Here is a 20303-nt window from a genome sequence, read left to right as displayed (position 1 = left end):
GCATGAGCCACGATCACGCGGACCACGGCCACTCGCATGACGGTGAGGAAGGCCCCGCCTGGAAGCACGACGGCGTGCGCGTGGTCGCGGCGAACCAGCTCGACGCCAACACGGCGCAGACGCCCGGCATGAACCGGGCGGCTGCCATCAACTTCGCCCGCGTGGGGGCGCAAAAGCTTTGGGCCGGCACGGTGACCATCCATGCCGATGCCAAGACCGGCGCCCATCACCACGGGCACCTCGAATCGGTGATCTACGTGGTGCGCGGCCGGGCCCGCATGCGATGGGGTGAAAAGCTCGAGTTCACGGCCGAGGCCGGACCGGGCGACTTCATCTACGTGCCGCCATTTGTGCCGCACCAGGAAATCAACGCCAGCGCGACCGAGCCGCTCGAATGCGTGCTGTGCCGCAGCGACGGCGAGGCCGTGGCCGTCAACCTGGACATCGAGCCCGTGGAAAAACCCGAATCCGTTCTCTGGGTCGACCCGACCCATCCGCACGGCGGCGTCTGAGGTTGGGTTTTTTCGCCGGGCCAGTCATGGCACCATGGCACCCTTCGCCGTGCCACCATGAACCTCACCCAAAGCCTGCTCATCATCGTCGCGCTGATCGCGATGAGCGCATTTTTCTCCCTTGCCGAAATCACCCTGGCCGCTTCGCGCCGCCTGCGCCTGCGCCAGATGGCCGACGAGGGCGATCCCCGCGCCGAGCGCGTGCTGCGCGTGCAGGAGCAGCCCGGCCATTACTTCACCGTGGTGCAGATCGGCCTCAATGCCGTGGCGATCCTCGGCGGTGTCGTCGGCGAGGGCTCGCTCAGCCCGTACTTCGCGCGCTTCTTCGAGAACTGGCTGAGCGTGGACGCCTCGGCGAACGTGGCCTTCCTGTGCTCGTTCGTGATCGTGATCGCGGTGTTCCTGGTGTTCGCCGACCTGTTCCCCAAGCGCCTGGGCATGAGCGACCCCGAGCGCATCGCGGTGCGCATGGTCGGGCCGATGCTGCTGCTGATCACCACCTTCAAGCCGCTGGTGTGGTTCTTCACGCGCTGTACCGACCTGCTGTTCAAGGTGCTGGGCATGCCGATGGCGCGCGACGACAAGATCACCTCGGCCGACATCCTGGCCATGACCGAGGCCGGCGCCCGCGCGGGCGTGCTCGCGGTGCGGGAGCAACAGGTGATCGCCAATGTGTTCGAGTTGGAGACGCGCCTGGTGAGCAGTGTGATGACGGCGCGCGAAAGCATCGCCTGGTTCCTGCACGACGACCCCGAGTCGGTGCTGCGCGCGCGCATCGTGGCCGAGCCGTTCTCGGCCTACCCGGTGTGCGACGGCGACATCGACCATGTGCTGGGCTATGTCGATGCCAAGGACATGTTCCAGCGCGTGCTCAGCGGCCAGCCGCTGGCCTTCGACCAGGGCCTGCCCTTGCACAAGGCGCTGGTGATTCCCGACCGGCTCTCGCTCACCGAGGTGCTGGAGCAGTTCCAGCAGGCGCATGAAGACTTCGCGATCATCGTCAACGAGTACAGCCTGGTGGTGGGCGTGATCACGCTCAACGACGTGATGAGCACGGTGATGGGCGACCTGGTGTCGATGCCCGACGAAGAGCAGATCGTCAAGCGCGACGAGAACTCATGGCTGATCGACGGTGTCACGCCCATCCAGGACGTGCAGCGCGCGCTGCACATCGACGAGCTGCCGCATTCGGAGGAGTACGAAACCCTGGCGGGCTTCCTGATGGTGATGCTGCGCCGCGTGCCCAAGCGCACGGACAGCGTGACCTGGGGCGGCTACACCTTCGAGGTGATGGACGTCGACAGCTACCGCATCGACCAGGTGATGGTGACCAAGGGCTCGGCAACGGCCAAGGCGCCGGTCGGTTGATCGGCGGCAGCCCCTTGTGAAGGCTTTTCAGGCCGCTGCAGCGCGATCCCGTTCTCGCTCGCGGGCCTTGTCGTCGTAGGCCCAGAGCCGCTGGTTGGCGAACACCGCGTTGGGGTACGGCGACTTGCCCCGGCTGCCGTTGTAGCGGCCGAGCGTCATGTACAGGTCGCCTTTTTCACGGTCGAGGTAGTGGCGCAGGATCACGCAGCCGAAACGCAGGTTGGTCTGCATGTGGAACAGCTTGGCGGAGTCGCTGTCGCCGATCACACGGGTCCAGAACGGCATGACCTGCATGTAGCCGCGCGCACCCGCGCTGGAAACCGCGAACTTGCGGAAATTGCTCTCGACCTGCACCAGCCCCAGCACCAGGCTCACGTCGAGCCCGGATCGCTTGGACTCGTACCAGACGGTCTGCAAGAACTCCTTGCGCGACGGCCAATCGGCAATTTTTTTCTTGAGCCGCTGGCTCATTTCGCCGAGCCAGCGCAAGTAAGCCAGGCGCGCTTCGGTGCTCGTGAACTCGGGCACCGGCGGCGCCCTGTTGCTGATGGCCGAACTCAGCGCGGTGCGCACCGAGTCGATCAAGGGCTCTTCGATCTGGGCACCGGCAAAGGCCGCTCGCGGTATCGCGAGCATCGACAGCACACCGGCGGTCGCGGCGCCCGCAAGGCATTGGCGCCGGGAAATGCCGGCCTCCGTGGCCTTTGGAGCCGGGTCGTCGAAACGGCCGGGGATATTCATGCAGCGAGCTTGCCGGCGATGAAGTCGGCGATGCCGGCCGACGGCACCTTGGTGGCGGCCGTGTCGCGGCGGTGCTGGTATTCGAGCTGGCCCTCTTTGAGGCCGCGGTCGGAGATGACCACGCGGTGCGGCACGCCGATGAGTTCCCAGTCGGCGAACATTGCGCCGGGGCGCTCGCCGCGGTCGTCGAGCAGCACGTCGACGCCGGCTGCAAGCAGCTGTTCGTAGAGCGCCTCGGCTGCGACCTTGACCTCGGGGCTGCGGTCCATGCCGATCGGGCAGACCACCACCGTGAAGGGCGCCAGGGCGTCGGGCCAGATGATGCCGCGCTCGTCGTGGTTCTGTTCGATGGCAGCGGCGGGCAGGCGCGTGATGCCGATGCCGTAGCAGCCCATCTCGAGGAATTGCGGCTTGCCGCTCTCGTCGAGGTAGGTCGCGTTCATGTCCTTGCTGTACTTGGTGCCGAGCACGAAGACGTGCCCGACCTCGATGCCGCGTTCGATGGCCAGCAGGCCCTTGCCGTCGGGCGAGGGGTCGCCGGCCACGACGTTGCGCAGGTCGGCCACGATTTCCGGTTCGGGCAAGTCGCGGCCCCAGTTGACGCCGGTCATGTGGAAATCGACTTCGTTGGCGCCGGTGATCCAGTCGGCCAGCACCGCCGCTTCGCGGTCCGCCACGAGCCTGACGGGCTTCTTCAGGTTCAGCGGGCCGAGGTAGCCGGGCTTGCAACCGAAGTGCTCGTCGATTTCGGCGAGCGTGGCAAAGCGGAAACCCTTGTCCAGGCCGGGCACCTTGCTGACCTTGATCTCGTTCATGTCATGGTCGCCGCGCAGCAGCAGCAGCCAGACCTGCGAGCCCTTGGGGTTGCCGGCTTCGTCGAGGATGTCGGTGGCCAGCACCAGCGATTTGATCGTGGTCGAGAGCGGCACACCGAGCAGCTCGGCCACATCGGCGCAGGTGCTCTTGCCGGGGGTCGGCGTCTTCTCGAGCGACTTGGCAGCCGCGGGGCGCGGTCCGGCTGGAGCCAGTGCCTCGGCCTTTTCCATGTTGGCGGCGTAATCGCTCTCGGGGCAGTAGACGATGGCGTCTTCACCAGTCGCGGCGATCACCTGGAACTCTTCGCTCAGGTCGCCGCCGATGGCGCCGCTGTCGGCTGCGACGGCGCGGTAGCGCAGGCCGAAGCGATCGAAGATGTTGCGGTACGCCTGTGCCATGACCTGGTAGCTGGCCTTGGCCGCATCCAGGTCGCGGTCGAAGCTGTAGGCGTCCTTCATGATGAATTCGCGCCCGCGCATCAGGCCGAAGCGCGGACGGCGCTCGTCACGGAACTTGGTCTGGATCTGGTAAAAATTCTTCGGCAACTGCTTGTAGCTGCGGATTTCCTGGCGTGCGATGTCGGTGACAACTTCTTCGCTGGTCGGCTGGATCACGAAGTCGCGGTCGTGCCGGTCCCTGATGCGCAGCAGCTCGGGGCCCATCTTCTCGAAGCGGCCGGTCTCCTGCCAGAACTCGGCCGGCTGGACCACCGGCATGGCGAGCTCGACGGCACCGGCGCGGTTCATTTCTTCCCGCACGATCGCCTCGACCTTGCGGATCACGCGCAGTCCCATCGGCATGTAGGTGTAGATGCCCGTACCGAGCTTCTTGATCATGCCGGCCCGCATCATCAGCCGATGGCTTGCGACCTCGGCGTCAGCGGGCGCTTCCTTGAGGGTGGAGACAAAAAATCGGGAAGCTTTCATCGGGATCGCATGCTGGATTCGGAATGGGATGTGGGGGACAACTCCCCCGGGGAGACCCTGAGAGCCTGGCATCGCTCGCTTGCCGAGGTCAACCCGGCATGCATAATCGACTCAGTTCAAAAATTGGGGTTTGATTATGCTCGACCGGGACGGCTTCAGGCCCAACGTCGGCATCATCCTGCTCAACCAGAGAAACCAGGTTTTCTGGGGCAAGCGCATACGCACGCACTCCTGGCAGTTTCCGCAAGGCGGCATAGACCGCGGCGAAAGTCCCGAGCAAGCCATGTTTCGGGAACTGCATGAGGAGGTGGGGCTCCACCCGGAGCATGTGCGCATCGTGGCCCGTACCCGTGACTGGTTGCGCTACGAGGTGCCGGATCGGTTCATCCGCCGTGACGCACGGGGCCACTACAAGGGCCAGAAGCAAATCTGGTATTTGCTGCAACTCACCGGCCACGACTGGGATCTGAACCTGCGTGCCACCGACCATCCTGAATTCGACGCCTGGCGCTGGCACGACTACTGGGTGCCGCTCGACGTGGTCGTCGAGTTCAAGCGCGGCGTCTACGAGATGGCGCTCACCGAGCTTGCTCGCTACCTGCCCCGGCAGGATTTCCGCAACCGCTTCCTGCGCAGCAACGTGCGCGCCCGAGAATTCGAGCGCCATCCGCTGGACGCCGGAGCCCCCGCGGGCCTCGACCTGCCGCCCGGCGGCAGTTTCGATCCGCATCCCGACATTCCTTCTGCGAGCGATGAACCTCCTTCCAACGACAACGCGACCTTCCTTCCGACGCCACGCTGAGCGCGTCCTGCTCCTGGCCTGCTTCGGCATCCTCGCCGGTTGCGGCACGGGCAAGTACGACACCGACAACCCCGACTGGGCGCAAGCCGGAATGCCGCCGCCGCCCAAGCGCGCGGAAACGGACAAGGAGTGGGAAGAAACCGCCGCCCCGCCCCCGCCGGCATTCAGCGAAAGCCGCTTGCTGCCGATCGAGATGCCTCCGTACATGAGCCTGAAGTTCGGCGTGGACCCGGGAACGATCACGATCACGCCCGACGGCATCGTGCGCTATGTGGTGGTGGCCAACAACCGCAGCGGCGGCGCCAGCAATGCCTTCTACGAAGGCGTGCGCTGTTCGACCAACGAAGTGAAGAGCTATGCGCGCTACAACAACGGCACCTGGGAAGAGACGAAGAAACAGGAGTGGAAGCGCATCGACGACCTGAACTCGCGCTACACGAAGGCGCTCTCGGCCCAGGGCATCTGCCGCGGCAACGCGCCGCGCCGCTCGGTCGGGGAAATGGTCCAGAACATCCGCAACCCGATACGGGAAGTGCAGTAGACGAAACAACGGGGCCTGCGCCCCGTTTTTTTTGGTGTCAGCCGGGCATCAGCACCATGTTGTCGCGGTGGACCATCTCGGGTTCCGCGACATAGCCCAGCAAACGCTCGAACTCCGCCGACGGTTTGCGGCACAGCAGGCGAGCCTCCACGCTCGAATAGTTGGCAAGGCCGCGCGCGAGTTCGAGGCCTTCGGTATCGCGCACCGCGATCACGTCGCCCCGCGAGAACTCTCCCGACACGCTCGTCATGCCGATCGGCAGCAGGCTCTTTCCCTCGGTGCGCACCTTGGCGGCGGCACCCGCGTCGACGATGACGGCGCCTCGCAGTTGCAGGTGGTCGGCCATCCAGCGCTTGCGCGCCTGGTGCTTGGCCGTCTGCGCCACCAGCAGCGTGCCGATGGATTCGCCTTGCGTGAGGCGCAACAGGGCGTCGGCCTCGCGGCCCCAGGCGATGACCGTGGACGCGCCGGATCCCGCCGCGCGCTTGGCCGCCAGGATCTTGGTGATCATCCCGCCGCGGCCGATGCTGGAGCCCGCGCCGCCCGCCATCGCTTCCAGCGCCGGGTCGCCGGCGGCGGCTTCGTGCACGAAGGTTGCGCCCGGGTCCTTGCGCGGGTCGGCCGTGTAGAGGCCCTTCTGGTCCGTCAGGATGATCAGCGCGTCGGCTTCGACCAGGTTGGCCACGAGCGCGCCGAGCGTGTCGTTGTCGCCGAACTTGATCTCGTCGTTGACGACCGTGTCGTTCTCGTTGATGACAGGCACCACGCCCAGGCGCAACAAGGTGACCAGCGTCGAGCGCGCATTGAGATAGCGCTCGCGGTCGGCAAGGTCGGCGTGGGTCAGCAGCACCTGGGCGCTGCCGATTTCGTTCTCACGCAGCTTGGTCTCGTACATCTGGGCCAGGCCCATCTGCCCGACGGCCGCGGCGGCCTGGAGCTCGTGGATTTCGTGCGGCCGGGTGCGCCAGCCGAGGCGCTTCATGCCTTCGGCAATGGCGCCGCTGGACACCATCACGACCTCGCGCCCTTCGCGCACCAACGCCGCGAGCTGCCGGCACCATTCGCCGATGGCCGCCTCGTCGAGGCCGCGCCCCTCGTTGGTCACGAGGCTGGAGCCCACCTTGACGACGATACGGCGGGCATCCCGCAAGGCAGTGGATCCGGAATTCGAGGTCATTGGCGGCTGTTGCGGTCGTGAATGCTGCGTGTTTGGCTGTCTGTCAATGTCGGCACCGGCGGTCGATGCCACGCCCCGCTCAGGCCGGATCGGGCGGCAGCGGAACAAATCGCGGATCGATCTCGACCGGCTCCTGCTCTGCAACCTGTTGCGCCTTCACCTGCTGGTAGACGGCCTGCACCAGGTGTTCACAGCCTTCGCGCGTGAGAGCGGAGATCTCGAACACCGGGCCCTTGAAACGCAGACGCTTGACGACGTCCTTGACGAGGGCCGCACGCTCATCCACGGGCACCATGTCGAGCTTGTTCAGCACCAGCCAGCGCGGCTTCTCGTAGAGCGCGGCGTCGTACTTCTTCAACTCGCCCACGATGGCCTTGGCCTGAGCGACCGGATCGACGGCATCGTCGAACGGGGCCATGTCGATCACATGCAGCAACAGACGGGTGCGCTGCAGGTGGCGCAGGAACAGATGGCCCAGGCCCGCGCCTTCGGAGGCGCCTTCGATCAGTCCGGGCAGGTCGGCCACCACGAAGCTCTGTTCGGGACCGACGCGCACCACACCCAGATTCGGGTGCAGCGTGGTGAAGGGATAGTCGGCGATGCGAGGCCGCGCGTTCGAGACGGCGCTGATCAAGGTCGACTTGCCCGCGTTCGGCATGCCCAGCAGGCCCACATCGGCCAGCACCTTGAGTTCGAGCTTCAGGCTCTTCTTTTCGCCCGGCCAGCCAGGCGTTTTCTGGCGGGGGGCGCGGTTGATGGCGCTCTTGAAGCGCATGTTGCCGAAGCCGCCGTCGCCGCCCTTGGCGATGGTGATGACCTCGCCTTCGGTCAGCAATTCGTAGAGCACTTCGCCCGTTTCGGCATCACTGATGATGGTGCCGACCGGCACCTTGAGCGTGATGTCGTCGCCCGCAGCGCCGAACATGTCGGAGCCCATGCCGTGCTCGCCGCGCTTGGCTTCGTGCCGGCGCGCATAGCGGAAATCGACGAGTGTGTTGAGGTTGGAATCGGCCACCGCGAAGACGTGGCCGCCGCGGCCGCCGTCGCCGCCGTTGGGGCCGCCGAATTCCTTGTACTTCTCATGACGGAACGACACGCAGCCGTTGCCGCCATCGCCGGCAGCGATGTCGATGAAGGCTTCGTCTACGAACTTCATGGGATGTCCAGTTTACAAATGAAGAAGCCCCGGCAAAGCGGGGCTCCGAGCAGGTCGAGTGGTGACTCGGTGACCGGGTTTTTTAGACCGCGGGGGTCACGTTGACCATGTGCTTGTTGAGCGCACCCTTGTGACCGAACGACACGTGGCCGTCGACCAGGGCGAACAACGTGTGGTCCTTGCCCACGCCGACATTCACGCCGGGGTGGAACTGGGTGCCGCGCTGACGCACGATGATCGAGCCTGCGCTGATCAGTTCGCCGCCGAACGCTTTCACGCCGAGCATCTTGGGCTTGGAATCGCGCCCGTTTCGCGTTGAGCCGCCGCCTTTTTTCTGTGCCATGGAATGTGCTCCTTAGCCGGCGATCGCGCCGATTTGCAGTTCGGTGAACTGCTGGCGATGGCCTTGACGTTTCTGATAGTGCTTGCGACGGCGCATCTTGAAGATGCCGACCTTGTCGTGCTTGCCGTGCGACAGTACCGTGACTGTCACAGTTGCGCCGGACACCAGGGGCGTGCCAACCTTGATTTCAGCGCCGTTTCCGACGGCCAGAACCTGGTCGATCACGATTTCCTGGCCTACGTCCGCAGCAATCTGTTCTACTTTAATTTTTTCGCCGGAAGCAACGCGATACTGCTTGCCGCCGGTTTTTATGACCGCGTACATGTAAACCTCTTAGAAATGAGTCTCCGCAGCGAATTCCGCAGAGCCCAAGATTATAGCGCGGTTTGCGCCCGCTAACACGCCCTCCGTCGGCAACGCCCCTGCACGCAGGCGCCGCTCCCTATAATTTGCGCCTCCCGGCCTCTTCCAGGCCGCCCTCCCTTCAGCAGCGCCTTGCGCATCCGCCTTGCCAGTCCCCGCCGCCGACACCTCCCCCACCGCCACCGTGCTGGACCTGATTGCCGGCGACATGGTCGAAGTCGATCGCGTCATCGCCCGCCGCCTCGACACGGGCGTGCCGCTGGTGAGCCAAGTCTCCAAATACATCATCTCCGCCGGCGGCAAACGCCTGCGGCCCGCGCTGCTGCTGCTGATGTCCGGCGCATTGGGCTACACGGGCGAGCAGCGCTTCAATCTGGCTGCCGTCGTCGAATTCATCCACACAGCCACTTTGCTGCATGACGACGTGGTCGACGAATCGACTTTACGACGCGGACGCGCGACGGCCAACGAATCGTTCGGGAATCCGGCCAGCGTGCTGGTGGGCGACTTTCTCTATTCGCGCGCATTCCAGATGATGTTGGACGCCAACAACATGCGCATCATGCAGATCCTGGCCGAAGCAACCAACGTCATCGCTGAAGGCGAGGTGCTTCAGCTCATGAACATGCACGACGCTTCACTCGACGAGGCGGCTTACCTGCGCGTGATCCGTTCCAAGACGGCCAAGCTCTTCGAGGCGAGCACCCGGCTGGCGGCGGTACTCGCCGGCACGACACCGGAAGTCGAAGAAGCCTGCGCCACCTACGGACAGGCCCTGGGCACCGCCTTTCAGGTCATCGACGACGTTCTGGACTATGCGGGCGATGCCCACGAAACCGGCAAGAACATCGGAGACGACCTTCGCGAAGGCAAAACTACCCTGCCTTTGATTTTTGCCATGCAGCGCGGCACTTCCGAGCAAAGCGCGCTGGTGCGGGCCGCCATCGAAGCCGGCGACACCGCCCAATTGGGCACGATCGTCGAAATTGTTCGCGAAACCGGCGCACTGGACGCATCGCGCGCTGCTGCAGCCGCCGAAGCGAGACGCGCAATCGATGCATTGCGCGACTTTCCTTCCAATTCGCACGCGTCTGGTTTGCTACAATTGGCGGCTCAGTTGCTTGAGCGACGTGCCTGAACACCTCACAAGAGTTGGCATCTAGGACGACTTTTTTGCAACCAATCGGGGTGTAGCTTAGCCTGGTAGAGCGCTACGTTCGGGACGTAGAGGCCGGAGGTTCGAATCCTCTCACCCCGACCAGCCTTTGGCTGGCATAAATAATGGCCATGCCTGTTGCTGTGTAGCGATTTACAGCACAGGAGCGATGAGCGATGATCGTGAAGCACTTTCTCACATCTTTTGCATTCGCTGAATGGCCGCTGCCGAACTTCCAGTTAAAGAACCTACGCAAGTAGCCCTCCCGGGCTTGGCGCGTGCCCTGGTTTCGGCCGGCAAGCTGCCCGCGAAAATTGCGGAGGACATCTATCAGAAGTCCTTGAGCGGCCGTACCAGCTTCATTGCGGAGCTGACCGGGACCGGCGCCGTGTCGGCCGCCGACCTGGCACACACCCTTTCCACGGCCTTCGGCGCGCCGCTGCTCGACCTCGATGCGATCGATCACCAGCGCCTTCCCAAGGATCTGCTCGACCCGAAGCTGTGCCACGCATACCGCATCGTCGTCCTCAGCAAGCGCAACAATCGTCTCATTGTTGCAACAGCCGACCCTTCGGACCAGCAGGCAGCGGAAAAGATCAAGTTTGCCTCCCAGTTGGGCGTCGACTGGGTCATCGCCGAGTACGACAAGCTCTCGCGAATGATCGAAGCCGCCGCCGTGAGCGCGGCAGAAACGATCAACAGCATCGTCGGCTCCGAGTTCGAGTTCGACGACGCATCGAGCGAGGCCTCGAACGAAGCCAGCGAGCAGGCCGTCGCCGAGGTCGAAGATGCGCCGGTCGTGCGCTTTCTTCACAAGATGCTGCTCGACGCGGTCAGCATGCGCGCCTCGGACATCCACTTCGAGCCCTACGAGCACCACTACCGCGTGCGCTTTCGGGTCGACGGCGAACTGCGCGAGATCGCCAGCCCGCCGACCGTGATCAAGGACAAGCTCGCCTCCCGCATCAAGGTCATCTCACGGCTGGACATCTCCGAGAAGCGCGTGCCGCAGGACGGCCGGATGAAGCTCAAGATCGGGCCCGACCGCGTGATCGACTTTCGCGTGAGCACGCTGCCCACGCTGTTCGGCGAAAAGATCGTCGTACGTATTCTTGACCCGAGCAGCGCCCGCCTGGGCATCGATGCGCTCGGCTACGACGCCGTCGAAAAGGAACGACTCCTCCAGGCAATTGGCCGTCCCTACGGCATGGTGCTCGTCACCGGCCCCACGGGCTCGGGCAAGACGGTGTCGCTCTACACCTGCCTGAATCTCTTGAACCAGCCGGGCGTGAACATCGCGACGGCGGAAGATCCGTCCGAAATCAACCTGCCGGGCGTCAACCAGGTCAATGTCAACGAGCGAGCCGGCCTGACCTTCGCCACCGCGTTGCGCGCGTTCCTGCGCCAGGATCCGGACATCATCATGGTCGGCGAAATCCGCGACCTCGAAACCGCCGATATTTCGATCAAGGCGGCGCAAACGGGCCACCTGGTGCTCTCGACGCTGCACACCAACGACGCGCCGACCACTCTCACGCGGATGCGCAACATGGGCATTGCGCCCTTCAACATAGCGTCCAGCGTGATTCTCATCACCGCGCAGCGCCTGACACGCAGGCTTTGCACGGTATGCCGCGTGCCGGCCGACATTCCGCGCGAGGCATTGCTCGAAGCAGGCTTCAAGGAAGAAGACCTGGACGGCTCTTGGAAGCCTTATCGCCCCGTAGGCTGTTCGGCATGCAGCGGCGGCTACAAGGGCCGGGTCGGTATCTACCAGGTGATGCCGATCACCGAAGCGATCCAGGAAATCATCCTGCGCGATGGCAGCGCACTGGACATCGCCCAGCAATCCGAGCGCGAAGGCGTGCGCTCATTGCGCCAGTCGGGCCTCGGAAAAGTCAAGCAGGGCCTCACTTCGCTCGAAGAAGTGGTGGCCTGCACCAATGAATAACGAACACTGAATACCGGAGATCGAATGGCAACAGTGGCATCCTCCCGCGCCCAAGTCACGCACAAGGAATTTGTCTTCGAATGGGAAGGCAAGGACCGCAACGGCAAGCTGGTGCGCGGCGAACTCCGGGCCGCCGGCGAAAACCAGGTGCAGGCGGCGTTGCGCCGCCAGGGCGTGCTGGCCTCCAAGATCAAGAAGCGGCGCATGCGCTCGGGCAAGGCCATCAAGCCCAAGGACATCGCCATCTTCACGCGGCAACTGGCGACGATGATGAAGGCCGGCGTGCCGTTGATGCAGTCCTTCGACATCGTCGGCCGCGGCAACGCGAATGCGAGCGTGTCGAAGCTTCTCAATGACATTCGAAGCGATGTGGAAACCGGTACCTCGCTGTCGGCGGCCTTTCGCAAGTTTCCGAAGTACTTCGACAACCTGTACTGCAACCTGGTCGAGGCCGGGGAGGCCGCCGGTATCCTGGAAGAACTGCTGGACCGTCTTGCCACCTACATGGAAAAGACGGAGGCGATCAAGTCCAAGATCAAGTCGGCGCTGATGTATCCGATCTCGGTGGTCGTCGTTGCCTTCGTGGTGATCGCGATCATCATGATCTTCGTGATTCCGGCGTTCAAGCAGGTGTTCAGTTCTTTCGGCGCCGACCTGCCGGCGCCGACGCTCATCGTGATCGGTATGAGTGAATTCTTCGTCGCGTACTGGTGGCTCATCTTCGGCGGGCTCGGCGGCGGCATCTACTTCTTCCTGCAGGCCTGGAAGCGCAACGAGCGCGTGCAGAAGGTCATGGACCGCCTTTTGCTGCGCATTCCCATCTTCGGCACGCTGATCGAGAAATCCTGCATTGCGCGCTGGACCCGGACTTTGGCGACCATGTTCGCAGCCGGCGTTCCCCTCGTCGAAGCGCTCGATTCCGTTGGAGGAGCCTCAGGCAACACCGTCTATGGCGATGCCACCGCCAAGATCCAGCAGGAAGTCTCGACCGGCACCAGCCTCACCACGGCCATGACCAACGCCAACCTGTTCCCCTCGATGGTGATCCAGATGACTTCCATCGGCGAAGAATCCGGCTCCATCGACCACATGCTGGGCAAGGCGGCCGACTTCTACGAATCCGAAGTGGACGACATGGTCGCGGGCCTCTCCAGCCTGATGGAGCCCATCATCATCGTGTTCCTGGGCACCATCATCGGCGGCATCGTGGTGGCCATGTACCTGCCCATCTTCAAGCTCGGCCAAGTCGTTTGATGTCGGTTTCGCAAGGGTTCGACGCCGCGCTGGCCGGCGTGCTGGGGCTATTGGTCGGCAGCTTCCTGAACGTGGTGATCTACCGCATGCCGGTGATGATGTACCGGGACTGGCTGACCGACGCCGTCGCCAACCTGATGTCGTCCAAGGACCAGCCTTCGCTCTGGTCGCTGGTTTTCGGCCCGAAGTCGAAGGCACCGAAGGAACTCGAGGCCGCGGCCGACAAGGCCGCCCCGGCCATCGAGAACCTGCCCCGCTTCGACCTGGCCCTCCCGGCATCGCGCTGCGGCGCCTGCGGACACAAGATCCGCCTGCACGAGAACATCCCCGTGTTGAGCTACATCTTCCTGCGCGGCCGCTGCGCGTCGTGCAAGACGTCGATCAGCCCGCGCTACCCGCTGGTCGAGGCGATCACCGGCGCCCTGTTTGCCCTTTGCGGCTGGCGTTTCGGCCTCACCCCCACCGGCGCGTTGTGGGCTGCCTTCGCCGCGTTGCTGATCTGCCAGTTCCTCATCGATTTCGACACCCAGTTCCTGCCCGATCCGCTGAACTACATGCTGCTCTGGCTGGGCCTGGTCGGCGCGGCCATGGGCTGGACTGGCGTGACGTTGAGCTCGGCCGTCTGGGGCGCCGTGTTCGGCTATCTGAGCCTCTGGCTTGTGTACCATGGCTACCGCCTGATCACGGGCAAGGAAGGCATGGGCTATGGCGACTTCAAACTGCTCGCTGCGCTGGGCGCATGGCTCGGGGCCGACTACCTCATCGCCATCATCCTTGTCTCTTCGCTGGTGGGCGCCGTGATCGGCCTGACGCTGCGTTTTGCCGGCAAGCTCGCCCACAAGGACATTCCCATCGCGTTCGGCCCCTTCCTGGCCGGCGCAGGGCTTGTGTGCCTCGTCATCGGTCCTGAACTGGTGAGGCAGTGGGTTCCCTTCGCGTTCCCGCTCGGCACGTTGCTGCGCTGACGCACGCCATGGTGCGGCGCATCGGACTGACGGGGGGCATCGGCAGCGGCAAGAGCACCGTTGCCACGATGCTGGTGGCCCGTGGCGCCGTGCTGGTCGACACCGACGCCATCGCCCGCAGCATCGCCCAGCCCGGCGGCATCGCCATGCCCGCCCTCGAGGCCGAATTCGGCCGCGGCGTCATTGCGCCGGACGGCGGCCTCGACCGGGCCGCCATGCGGCAGATCGTGTTCGCCGACGCGGGCGCCAAGCGCCGGCTCGAATCCATCCTGCATCCCCTGATCGGCACCGAGACCCAGCGGCAGGCTGCGGCCGCGGGCGAGGACGCCGTCGTGGTGTTCGACGTGCCGCTGCTCGTGGAATCCGGACGCTGGCGGGCCCTCGTGGACCGGGTGCTGGTGGTCGATGCCACGGAGGCCACGCAGTTGAAGCGCGTGGTCGCGCGCTCGGGCTGGACGCCCGATGCCGTCCGCGCCGTCATTGCGCAACAAGCCCCTCGCGCCGTGCGCCGGGCCGCCGCCGATGCGGTGGTTTTCAACGAGTCGCTCACCCTCCTGGAACTCGAAACCGAAGTGCAGGGTCTCTGGAAGCTGTGGGCCGCGGCCACCACGCGATAATCCGAGACCGGCCGCTCCCGCGGCGGCATAACGATTACGACAAAAAGGCGCTCGCCGCAGTGCCCTCCCCGAGATGCTTTTCAACTCGTATCCTTTCATTTTTGTCTTTTTCCCGTTGGTCCTGATCGGGTTCTTCCTGATCGGCAAGCGCAACACACGCGCCGCCGCCGGCTTTCTCGCACTGGCCTCGCTCTTCTTCTACGCCTGGTGGAGCATCGAGGCCCTGCCGCTGCTGCTGGGCTCGATCTGCGTCAACTATTGGTTCGGACTGCACCTGTCGCCCGCGCCGGGCCGCGACGATCGCAAGCGCAAGACGCTGCTGATCGCCGCGCTGGTGGTCAACCTGGGCGTGCTTGCCGTCTTCAAGTACGCCAACTTCTTCCTGCAGAACGTCGACGCCGGACTGATCGCGGCGGGCCTCACGCCCATCGAACTGGTGCACATCGTGCTGCCGATCGGCATCTCGTTCTATACCTTCACGCAGATCGCCTTCCTGGTCGACTGCTGGCAGGGCAAGGTACATGAGCGCAGCTTCGTCCATTACCTGCTGTTCGTGACCTACTTCCCGCACCTGATCGCGGGCCCCGTGCTGCATCACGCGCAGATGATGCCGCAGTTCGCCAATGCAGCGACTTACCGTGTCGATGCCAACAAGGTGGCGATCGGCATCGCGATCTTCACCTTCGGCCTGGCCAAGAAACTGCTCATCGCCGACCCCATGGGCCAGTACGCCGACATGATGTTCAACGGCGTGCACAAGGGCATCGAGCCCACGCTCTACACCGCATGGTTCGGTGCGCTGGCCTACACGCTGCAGATCTATTTCGACTTCTCGGGCTACTCGGACATGGCCGTGGGCCTCTCGCTGTGCCTGGGCGTGCGGCTGCCGCTCAACTTCCGCTCGCCCTACAAGTCGACCAACATCATCGAGTTCTGGCGCCGCTGGCACATCTCGCTGTCGACCTTCCTGCGCGACTATCTGTACGTGCCGCTGGGCGGCAACCGCAAGGGGCCGGCGCGGCGCTACCTGAACCTGTTCCTCACGATGCTGCTGGGTGGCCTGTGGCATGGCGCCGCCTGGACCTTCGTGATCTGGGGTGCACTGCACGGCGCCTTCCTCATGATCAACCACCTGTGGAATTCCAAGGTGCGGCGCAACGTCACGCCCGGCCGCATCGCCCATGTGCTGGGCTGGCTGCTGACCTTCCTGTGCGTGGTGGTGGCCTGGGTCGTCTTCCGCGCCGAAAGCATGCAAGCGGCCATGGCCGTCTACAAGGGCATGCTCGGCCTGCACGGCGCGCCGGCCTCGGCGTTCAGCGAACTGGGCCCGGTGCCCTATCGCAAGCCGGAGTTCTTCCAGACCATGCTGGTCGGCATCATCATCTGCCTGGCGCTGCCGCCCACCATCACGCTCGAGCGCTGGATTCCGCATCCGAAGGCCGTTGCCGGCCGGCCTGTCATGGCCTGGCTCTCCACGGCGGTGCTGGCCGTCGGCACCTTCGCGCTGTTCGCCTGGTGCGTCTCGAAGCTGGGCAACTACAGCCCGTTCCTCTACTTCCAATTCTGATTCGACATGACGATGCCCGCGAAAGTCTGGCTGCGGTTCTTCCTCATCGGCTACATCGTGCTGATGGGGCTGTGGATCGTTTCGCTGACCAGCCCCATTCCCTATGGCGACCTCACGCGGATCGGCCGGCTGTCCGAGCGTGAATTCGGCTGGACGGCGCCGCCGCCGAAGGTCGACCCGGCATTGCTGAAGGGCACGCCGGTCGATCAGGCCGACATCATGGTCATCGGCGACAGCTTCTCCATGACCTTCCGCTGGCAGTCCAAGCTCGTTGCGGCCGGCTACCGCGTCTCGACCACCTACTGGGGCCAGTACGAAAATGCGATGTGCGGCGACTTCGACCAATGGATCCAGCGCTCGGGCTTCAAGGGCAAGCTGATCATCATCGAGAGCGTCGAGCGCCTGCTGGGCGACCGCACCAAGGACAGCGCCAAGTGCCAGAAGATGCGCATGCCCTACGACGCCATGCCGCATCCGCTGGTCAAGCCCGACGAGACCGTGCCCAGTTCGTCGCCCAACTGGAACGTCCAGTTCATGACCGGCGTGACCACCTACTACAACACCTGGAAAGCGAAAAAGTCTGCAACCGACACCTACTTCGACTGGAACACCTGGGTGCGCCCGGTGCCGGACGGCTGCAAGTTCTTCTCCCATCGCTTGTGCGAGAAGATGCCCTTCTTCGCGGAAGACGAAGACAATGGCCCGCTGACCGTCGCCCACCTCCAGTGGATGAAGGATTTCACCAAGACGCACAGCGCCATCCCGATCATGTGGATGGTGATCCCCAACAAGACGACCGTTTACCTGAAGCCCGACTACTCGAAGGATTTCGAAGCCGGCTTCCGCGAATCCGGATTGACAGGTCCCGACCTTTTTGCCTTTGCACGCGAAAAGCACACCCAGGTGCGCGACTTCTATTTCTCGAACGACACTCACATGTCGATGCACGGACAGCTCCTGCTCGGCGACCGCATGCTTGCGGCCGTGCGCGAGGTGCTTCCGACGCCCCCTTCCAAATCACCCTGAAGTTATGATCCCGCGACAGGAAACCGATAAACACGCGTGATCCTTTACGAGTACCCCTTCAACGAGCGCATCCGCACCTACCTGAGGCTGGAACACCTGTTCCGTCGCCTCGGAGAACTGGTGCCTTCGGAATCGCCGCTGTCCCATCACTACGCCCTCATCACGATCTTCGAGATCATGGATGTGGCGGCGCGCGCCGACCTCAAGGCCGACGTGCTGCGCGACCTGGACAAGCACAAGAACGTCTTCAACAGCTACCGGGGCAATCCGGCGATTGCTGAAACCGTGCTGGACCAAGTGGTCGGCCAGCTCGAAGGCAACTTCGCCGCCCTCAACGGCGTGGCGGGCAAGGCCGGCCAGTCGCTGACCGAGAACGAGTGGCTCATGAGCATCCGCAGCCGCGCCGGCATCCCGGGCGGCACCTGCGAATTCGACCTGCCCGCCTACTACGCCTGGCAGCACCGACCGCCGGCCAGCCGACGCGCCGATCTGGAGCGCTGGTCGAACACGCTCTCGCCGCTGGCCTCTTCCATCTATCTGCTGCTCAAGCTGCTGCGCGACGCCGATGTGCCCTACAAGGTCATCGCCACGCACGGCCAGTTCCAGCAGAACCTGCCGCAGGGCCGCAGCTTCCAGCTGCTGCGTCTGCGCATCGATCCCCGGCTGGGGCTGATCCCTGAGATCAGCGGCAACCGCCTCATGGTGTCGGTGAGGCTCATGCGGCACGAGGCCGACGACCGCCTGCACCAGAGCACGGAAGACGCGCCCTTCGAACTGACGCTCTGCGCATGAGCCGCCGGGCCACTCCCAAGGCGAATACCGCAGCGCGCAACTCGGAGGCCATCGAATGACAGGCAAGGTGAACGACCAAGGCGAGCGGATCGTCCGTTGCCCGGCGTGCGGCGGCGACAGCATCTACGCGCCCTCCAACCCTTACCGCCCTTTCTGCAGCGCCCGTTGCAAAGGCATCGACCTGGGCGCCTGGGCCAGCGAAGAATTCCGGATGCCGGCCGAAGCCCCGCCTGACGACGACCCCTTCGGCGACCCCAAGATCCAGTAACCGAAGCGGCGCTTTCTAGCGACCGCCTGAACCCAGAAACACCGGGTCGAGATAGCCCGCGTGCTCCCGCACGTAGAAGGGCCGCAGGTGCTCCCGGTCCTTGTAGACCGGCGTGCCGTCTGGCATGGCCCGCACGCATTCACCGGCCTTGCAAAGCTGAGCCAGCACGTCGATGGCTTCCGCCCCGCTGGCCGCGGCGATGCGCTGAAGCCGCACATTGAGCTGCGCCTGCTCGTCCGGCAGCGGGCCGGTGGGGGTGCTGGTCAGTGCCCGCATCTCTCCCATGCGGCTGCCCTCGATCAGGCGACGGGGTTCGAACTCCACGCTGCGCGCGTTGTCCAGCAGCAGGTACACCTTCTTCTTGTGCCGGACCAGTTCGGCCAGCAGCTTTTCGAGCGCATCGAGCGAGCGCGCGAGACCGGGTCCGCCGTTGTTGACCGGATAGGCCCCGGTGCCGTCCTGGAAGTAAAAGGCCAGCGGGAAATTTCCGGTGAAGTAGCAGTTCCAGCATCCGCCGACCACGACCGTGTCGATCTGCGGATCCAGCGCCAGCTCGAGCATGCCGGTGCGCGCCTTGTCGCAGCCGGGGTTGCCATCGGACAGCACGCCGGGCACCGGCGGGCAGGCGCCATAGGTGGCGAAGTAGGCCGTGGCCATCCGCTCGGGCGAACTGCGCGCCAGCTCACGCGCACGCGGGGCGTATTGCTGGACGTGGCTGTCCCCGATCAGCAGCACCTTGCGCACCCCGTCGCCGATGCGCTCGACCTTGTGCTGCCCCAGCTTTTCCTGCTTGAAGCCGTCGTAGTAGTTGTCGTCCACCGTCGCGTCGGTCACCTTGCGCAACAGGTCGCTGCCGTTGCGCGGCGGCATGCCGCCCAGCGCCACCACGCCGACCAGGGCCACAGCCACGCCGGAACCCGCGAGCGCGCGCAGCATGCCGACGCCGGTGCGCGCCCGCGTAGCCCGCTCCAGAAAGCGGTACGTGCCCCACGCCAGCACCACGGTCGCCGCTACGGCGCCGGCGCGCACCCAGGCAGAAGGCGTGCCCTCTTCCACGATCCGCGCGTAGACCAGCAGCGGCCAGTGCCAGAGGTAGAGCGGGTAGCTGATGAGCCCGATCCACACCATGACCCGGTTCGACAACAGGTACCTGTTCAGCACCCCGCCCGGCCCGGCCGCGATGCAGCTCACCGCGCCCAGCGTCGGCAGCAGCGCCCACCAGCCCGGAAACGCCTTGTCGCTGCGCGTCATCACGAGCCCCAGCACGATCAGCCCCACGCCCAGCACCGACTGGATGTGGCTTCGCCACACGCTCGGCGCCACCGGCTTGAGGCGCATGCACGCCAGGATGCCGCCCACCATCAGTTCCCAGAAGCGCGACAGCGGCGAATAGAAAGCCGCCTCGCGAAACGGATGCACCGTCGTCACGTTGACCAGGAACGACACCACCGCCAACGCCCACAGCACCCGCACCACCGGCCAGCGCCGGCGCCATGCCACGCCCAGCAGGATCGGCCAGAAAATATAGAACTGCTCCTCGATCCCGAGCGACCACAGGTGCAGCAACGGCTTGGTCTCGGCCGCGGTATCGAAGTAGCCCGATTCGCCCCAGAAGATGAAGTTGGCCACGAAGGCCGCGCCGCCCGCCGCCTGCTTGCCGAGCTCGGCAAACTCCCTGGGCAACAGCGCATACCAGCCGAAGGCCAGCGTGGCCGCCAGCACCAGCATCAGCGCCGGAAAGATCCGCCGGATGCGCCGCGCATAGAAGTCGCGGTAGCTGAAGTCGCCCGCCGCGTGGCTCTGCATGATGATCGTCGTGATCAGGAAGCCCGAGATCACGAAGAAGATGTCGACCCCGATGAAGCCGCCCGGCAGCGCATCGGGAAACGCATGAAAGGCCAGCACCGATGCCACGGCGACGGCGCGCAGGCCGTCGATGTCGGGGCGGTACTTCGGGTGCAT

20 protein-coding genes and 1 tRNA gene are annotated in these 20303 nt (G+C 64.7%); 14 read left to right on the top strand and 7 right to left on the bottom strand.

Going from position 1 to position 20303, the window contains the following annotated elements; genetic code table 11:
• Positions 1-2 precede the first annotated feature (2 nt).
• Together ABIC90_RS19140 and ABIC90_RS19135 are read left to right on the top strand one after the other, a co-directional pair.
• On the top strand, positions 3-512 hold the full coding sequence (locus tag ABIC90_RS19140; RefSeq protein WP_354356781.1) for a cupin domain-containing protein: 510 nt from the start codon (positions 3-5) through the stop codon (positions 510-512).
• Between the two features lie 57 nt (positions 513-569).
• Positions 570-1880 carry a hemolysin family protein gene (locus ABIC90_RS19135; protein WP_354356779.1) on the top strand — a complete coding sequence of 437 codons (1311 nt, stop codon included), beginning with the start codon at positions 570-572 and terminating at the stop codon, positions 1878-1880.
• A gap of 27 nt (positions 1881-1907) precedes the next feature.
• Here the strand turns inward: ABIC90_RS19135 and ABIC90_RS19130 are convergent, their stop codons facing one another.
• Complete coding sequence (locus ABIC90_RS19130; protein WP_354356777.1) at positions 1908-2621, bottom strand: lytic transglycosylase domain-containing protein; 714 nt, start codon at positions 2619-2621, stop codon at positions 1908-1910.
• Positions 2618-4363 (bottom strand): proline--tRNA ligase, encoded by a 1746-nt coding sequence (locus ABIC90_RS19125; RefSeq protein WP_354356775.1) that lies wholly within the window; start codon positions 4361-4363, stop codon positions 2618-2620. The genes ABIC90_RS19130 and ABIC90_RS19125 overlap by 4 nt, the downstream gene beginning before the upstream one ends.
• 136 nt (positions 4364-4499) lie before the next feature.
• Here ABIC90_RS19125 and ABIC90_RS19120 point away from each other — a divergent pair, with 136 nt between their 5' ends.
• On the top strand, positions 4500-5165 hold the full coding sequence (locus ABIC90_RS19120) for an RNA pyrophosphohydrolase (RefSeq protein ID WP_354357064.1): 666 nt from the start codon (positions 4500-4502) through the stop codon (positions 5163-5165).
• Complete coding sequence (locus tag ABIC90_RS19115) at positions 5116-5706, top strand: CNP1-like family protein (protein WP_354356773.1); 591 nt, start codon at positions 5116-5118, stop codon at positions 5704-5706. Before ABIC90_RS19120 ends, ABIC90_RS19115 begins: the two co-directional genes overlap by 50 nt.
• Positions 5707-5743: 37 nt before the next feature.
• On the opposite strand, the gene proB is transcribed toward ABIC90_RS19115, so the two are convergent.
• The 4 genes from proB to rplU form a co-directional block, all read right to left on the bottom strand.
• The gene (gene proB / locus ABIC90_RS19110) at positions 5744-6883 is read right to left on the bottom strand and encodes a glutamate 5-kinase (protein WP_354356771.1); all 1140 of its coding nucleotides are present in this window, start codon (positions 6881-6883) and stop codon (positions 5744-5746) included.
• Positions 6884-6962: 79 nt separating this feature from the next.
• Positions 6963-8039, bottom strand: coding sequence for an Obg family GTPase CgtA (gene cgtA, locus ABIC90_RS19105; protein WP_354356769.1), 1077 nt, complete (start codon positions 8037-8039; stop codon positions 6963-6965).
• Positions 8040-8121: 82 nt separating this feature from the next.
• A complete protein-coding gene (gene rpmA, locus ABIC90_RS19100; protein ID WP_354356767.1) occupies positions 8122-8382 on the bottom strand; it encodes a 50S ribosomal protein L27 in 261 nt (86 codons plus the stop codon).
• A gap of 12 nt (positions 8383-8394) precedes the next feature.
• Entirely contained in the window at positions 8395-8706 is a 312-nt protein-coding gene (gene rplU / locus ABIC90_RS19095) for a 50S ribosomal protein L21 (RefSeq protein ID WP_042578903.1), read from the bottom strand.
• Between the two features lie 184 nt (positions 8707-8890).
• Here rplU and ABIC90_RS19090 point away from each other — a divergent pair, with 184 nt between their 5' ends.
• The 10 genes from ABIC90_RS19090 (at position 8891) to ABIC90_RS19045 (ending at position 18341) form a co-directional block, all read left to right on the top strand.
• A complete protein-coding gene (locus tag ABIC90_RS19090) occupies positions 8891-9883 on the top strand; it encodes a polyprenyl synthetase family protein (RefSeq protein WP_354356765.1) in 993 nt (330 codons plus the stop codon).
• 46 nt (positions 9884-9929) lie between these two features.
• Positions 9930-10006 (top strand) — tRNA-Pro (locus ABIC90_RS19085).
• A gap of 112 nt (positions 10007-10118) precedes the next feature.
• Entirely contained in the window at positions 10119-11852 is a 1734-nt protein-coding gene (pilB, locus tag ABIC90_RS19080; protein WP_354356763.1) for a type IV-A pilus assembly ATPase PilB, read from the top strand.
• Between the two features lie 24 nt (positions 11853-11876).
• Complete coding sequence (locus ABIC90_RS19075) at positions 11877-13106, top strand: type II secretion system F family protein (protein ID WP_354356761.1); 1230 nt, start codon at positions 11877-11879, stop codon at positions 13104-13106.
• Complete coding sequence (locus ABIC90_RS19070) at positions 13106-14071, top strand: prepilin peptidase (protein WP_354356759.1); 966 nt, start codon at positions 13106-13108, stop codon at positions 14069-14071. Before ABIC90_RS19075 ends, ABIC90_RS19070 begins: the two co-directional genes overlap by 1 nt.
• Before the next feature lie 8 nt (positions 14072-14079).
• Entirely contained in the window at positions 14080-14688 is a 609-nt protein-coding gene (gene coaE, locus ABIC90_RS19065) for a dephospho-CoA kinase (RefSeq protein WP_354356757.1), read from the top strand.
• A gap of 73 nt (positions 14689-14761) precedes the next feature.
• Positions 14762-16255: an MBOAT family O-acyltransferase gene (locus ABIC90_RS19060; RefSeq protein WP_436318225.1), complete on the top strand. Its 1494-nt coding sequence runs from the start codon at positions 14762-14764 to the stop codon at positions 16253-16255.
• A 12-nt stretch (positions 16256-16267) separates the two neighbouring features.
• Positions 16268-17281: a hypothetical protein gene (locus ABIC90_RS19055; RefSeq protein WP_354356753.1), complete on the top strand. Its 1014-nt coding sequence runs from the start codon at positions 16268-16270 to the stop codon at positions 17279-17281.
• A 36-nt stretch (positions 17282-17317) separates the two neighbouring features.
• Positions 17318-18073, top strand: coding sequence for a cell division protein ZapD (zapD, locus tag ABIC90_RS19050; RefSeq protein ID WP_354356751.1), 756 nt, complete (start codon positions 17318-17320; stop codon positions 18071-18073).
• A 55-nt stretch (positions 18074-18128) separates the two neighbouring features.
• A complete protein-coding gene (locus ABIC90_RS19045; protein ID WP_354356749.1) occupies positions 18129-18341 on the top strand; it encodes a DNA gyrase inhibitor YacG in 213 nt (70 codons plus the stop codon).
• Positions 18342-18356: 15 nt separating this feature from the next.
• Here the strand turns inward: ABIC90_RS19045 and ABIC90_RS19040 are convergent, their stop codons facing one another.
• Positions 18357-20303, bottom strand: a complete 1947-nt coding sequence (locus ABIC90_RS19040) for an acyltransferase family protein (RefSeq protein WP_354356747.1) — start codon at positions 20301-20303, stop codon at positions 18357-18359.

The organism is Variovorax boronicumulans (assembly GCF_040544675.1).
Lineage (GTDB): Bacteria > Pseudomonadota > Gammaproteobacteria > Burkholderiales > Burkholderiaceae_C > Variovorax > Variovorax boronicumulans_D.
The sequence above is the reverse complement of the archived record's forward strand: the minus strand, read 5'-3'. Positions and strand labels throughout refer to the sequence as shown.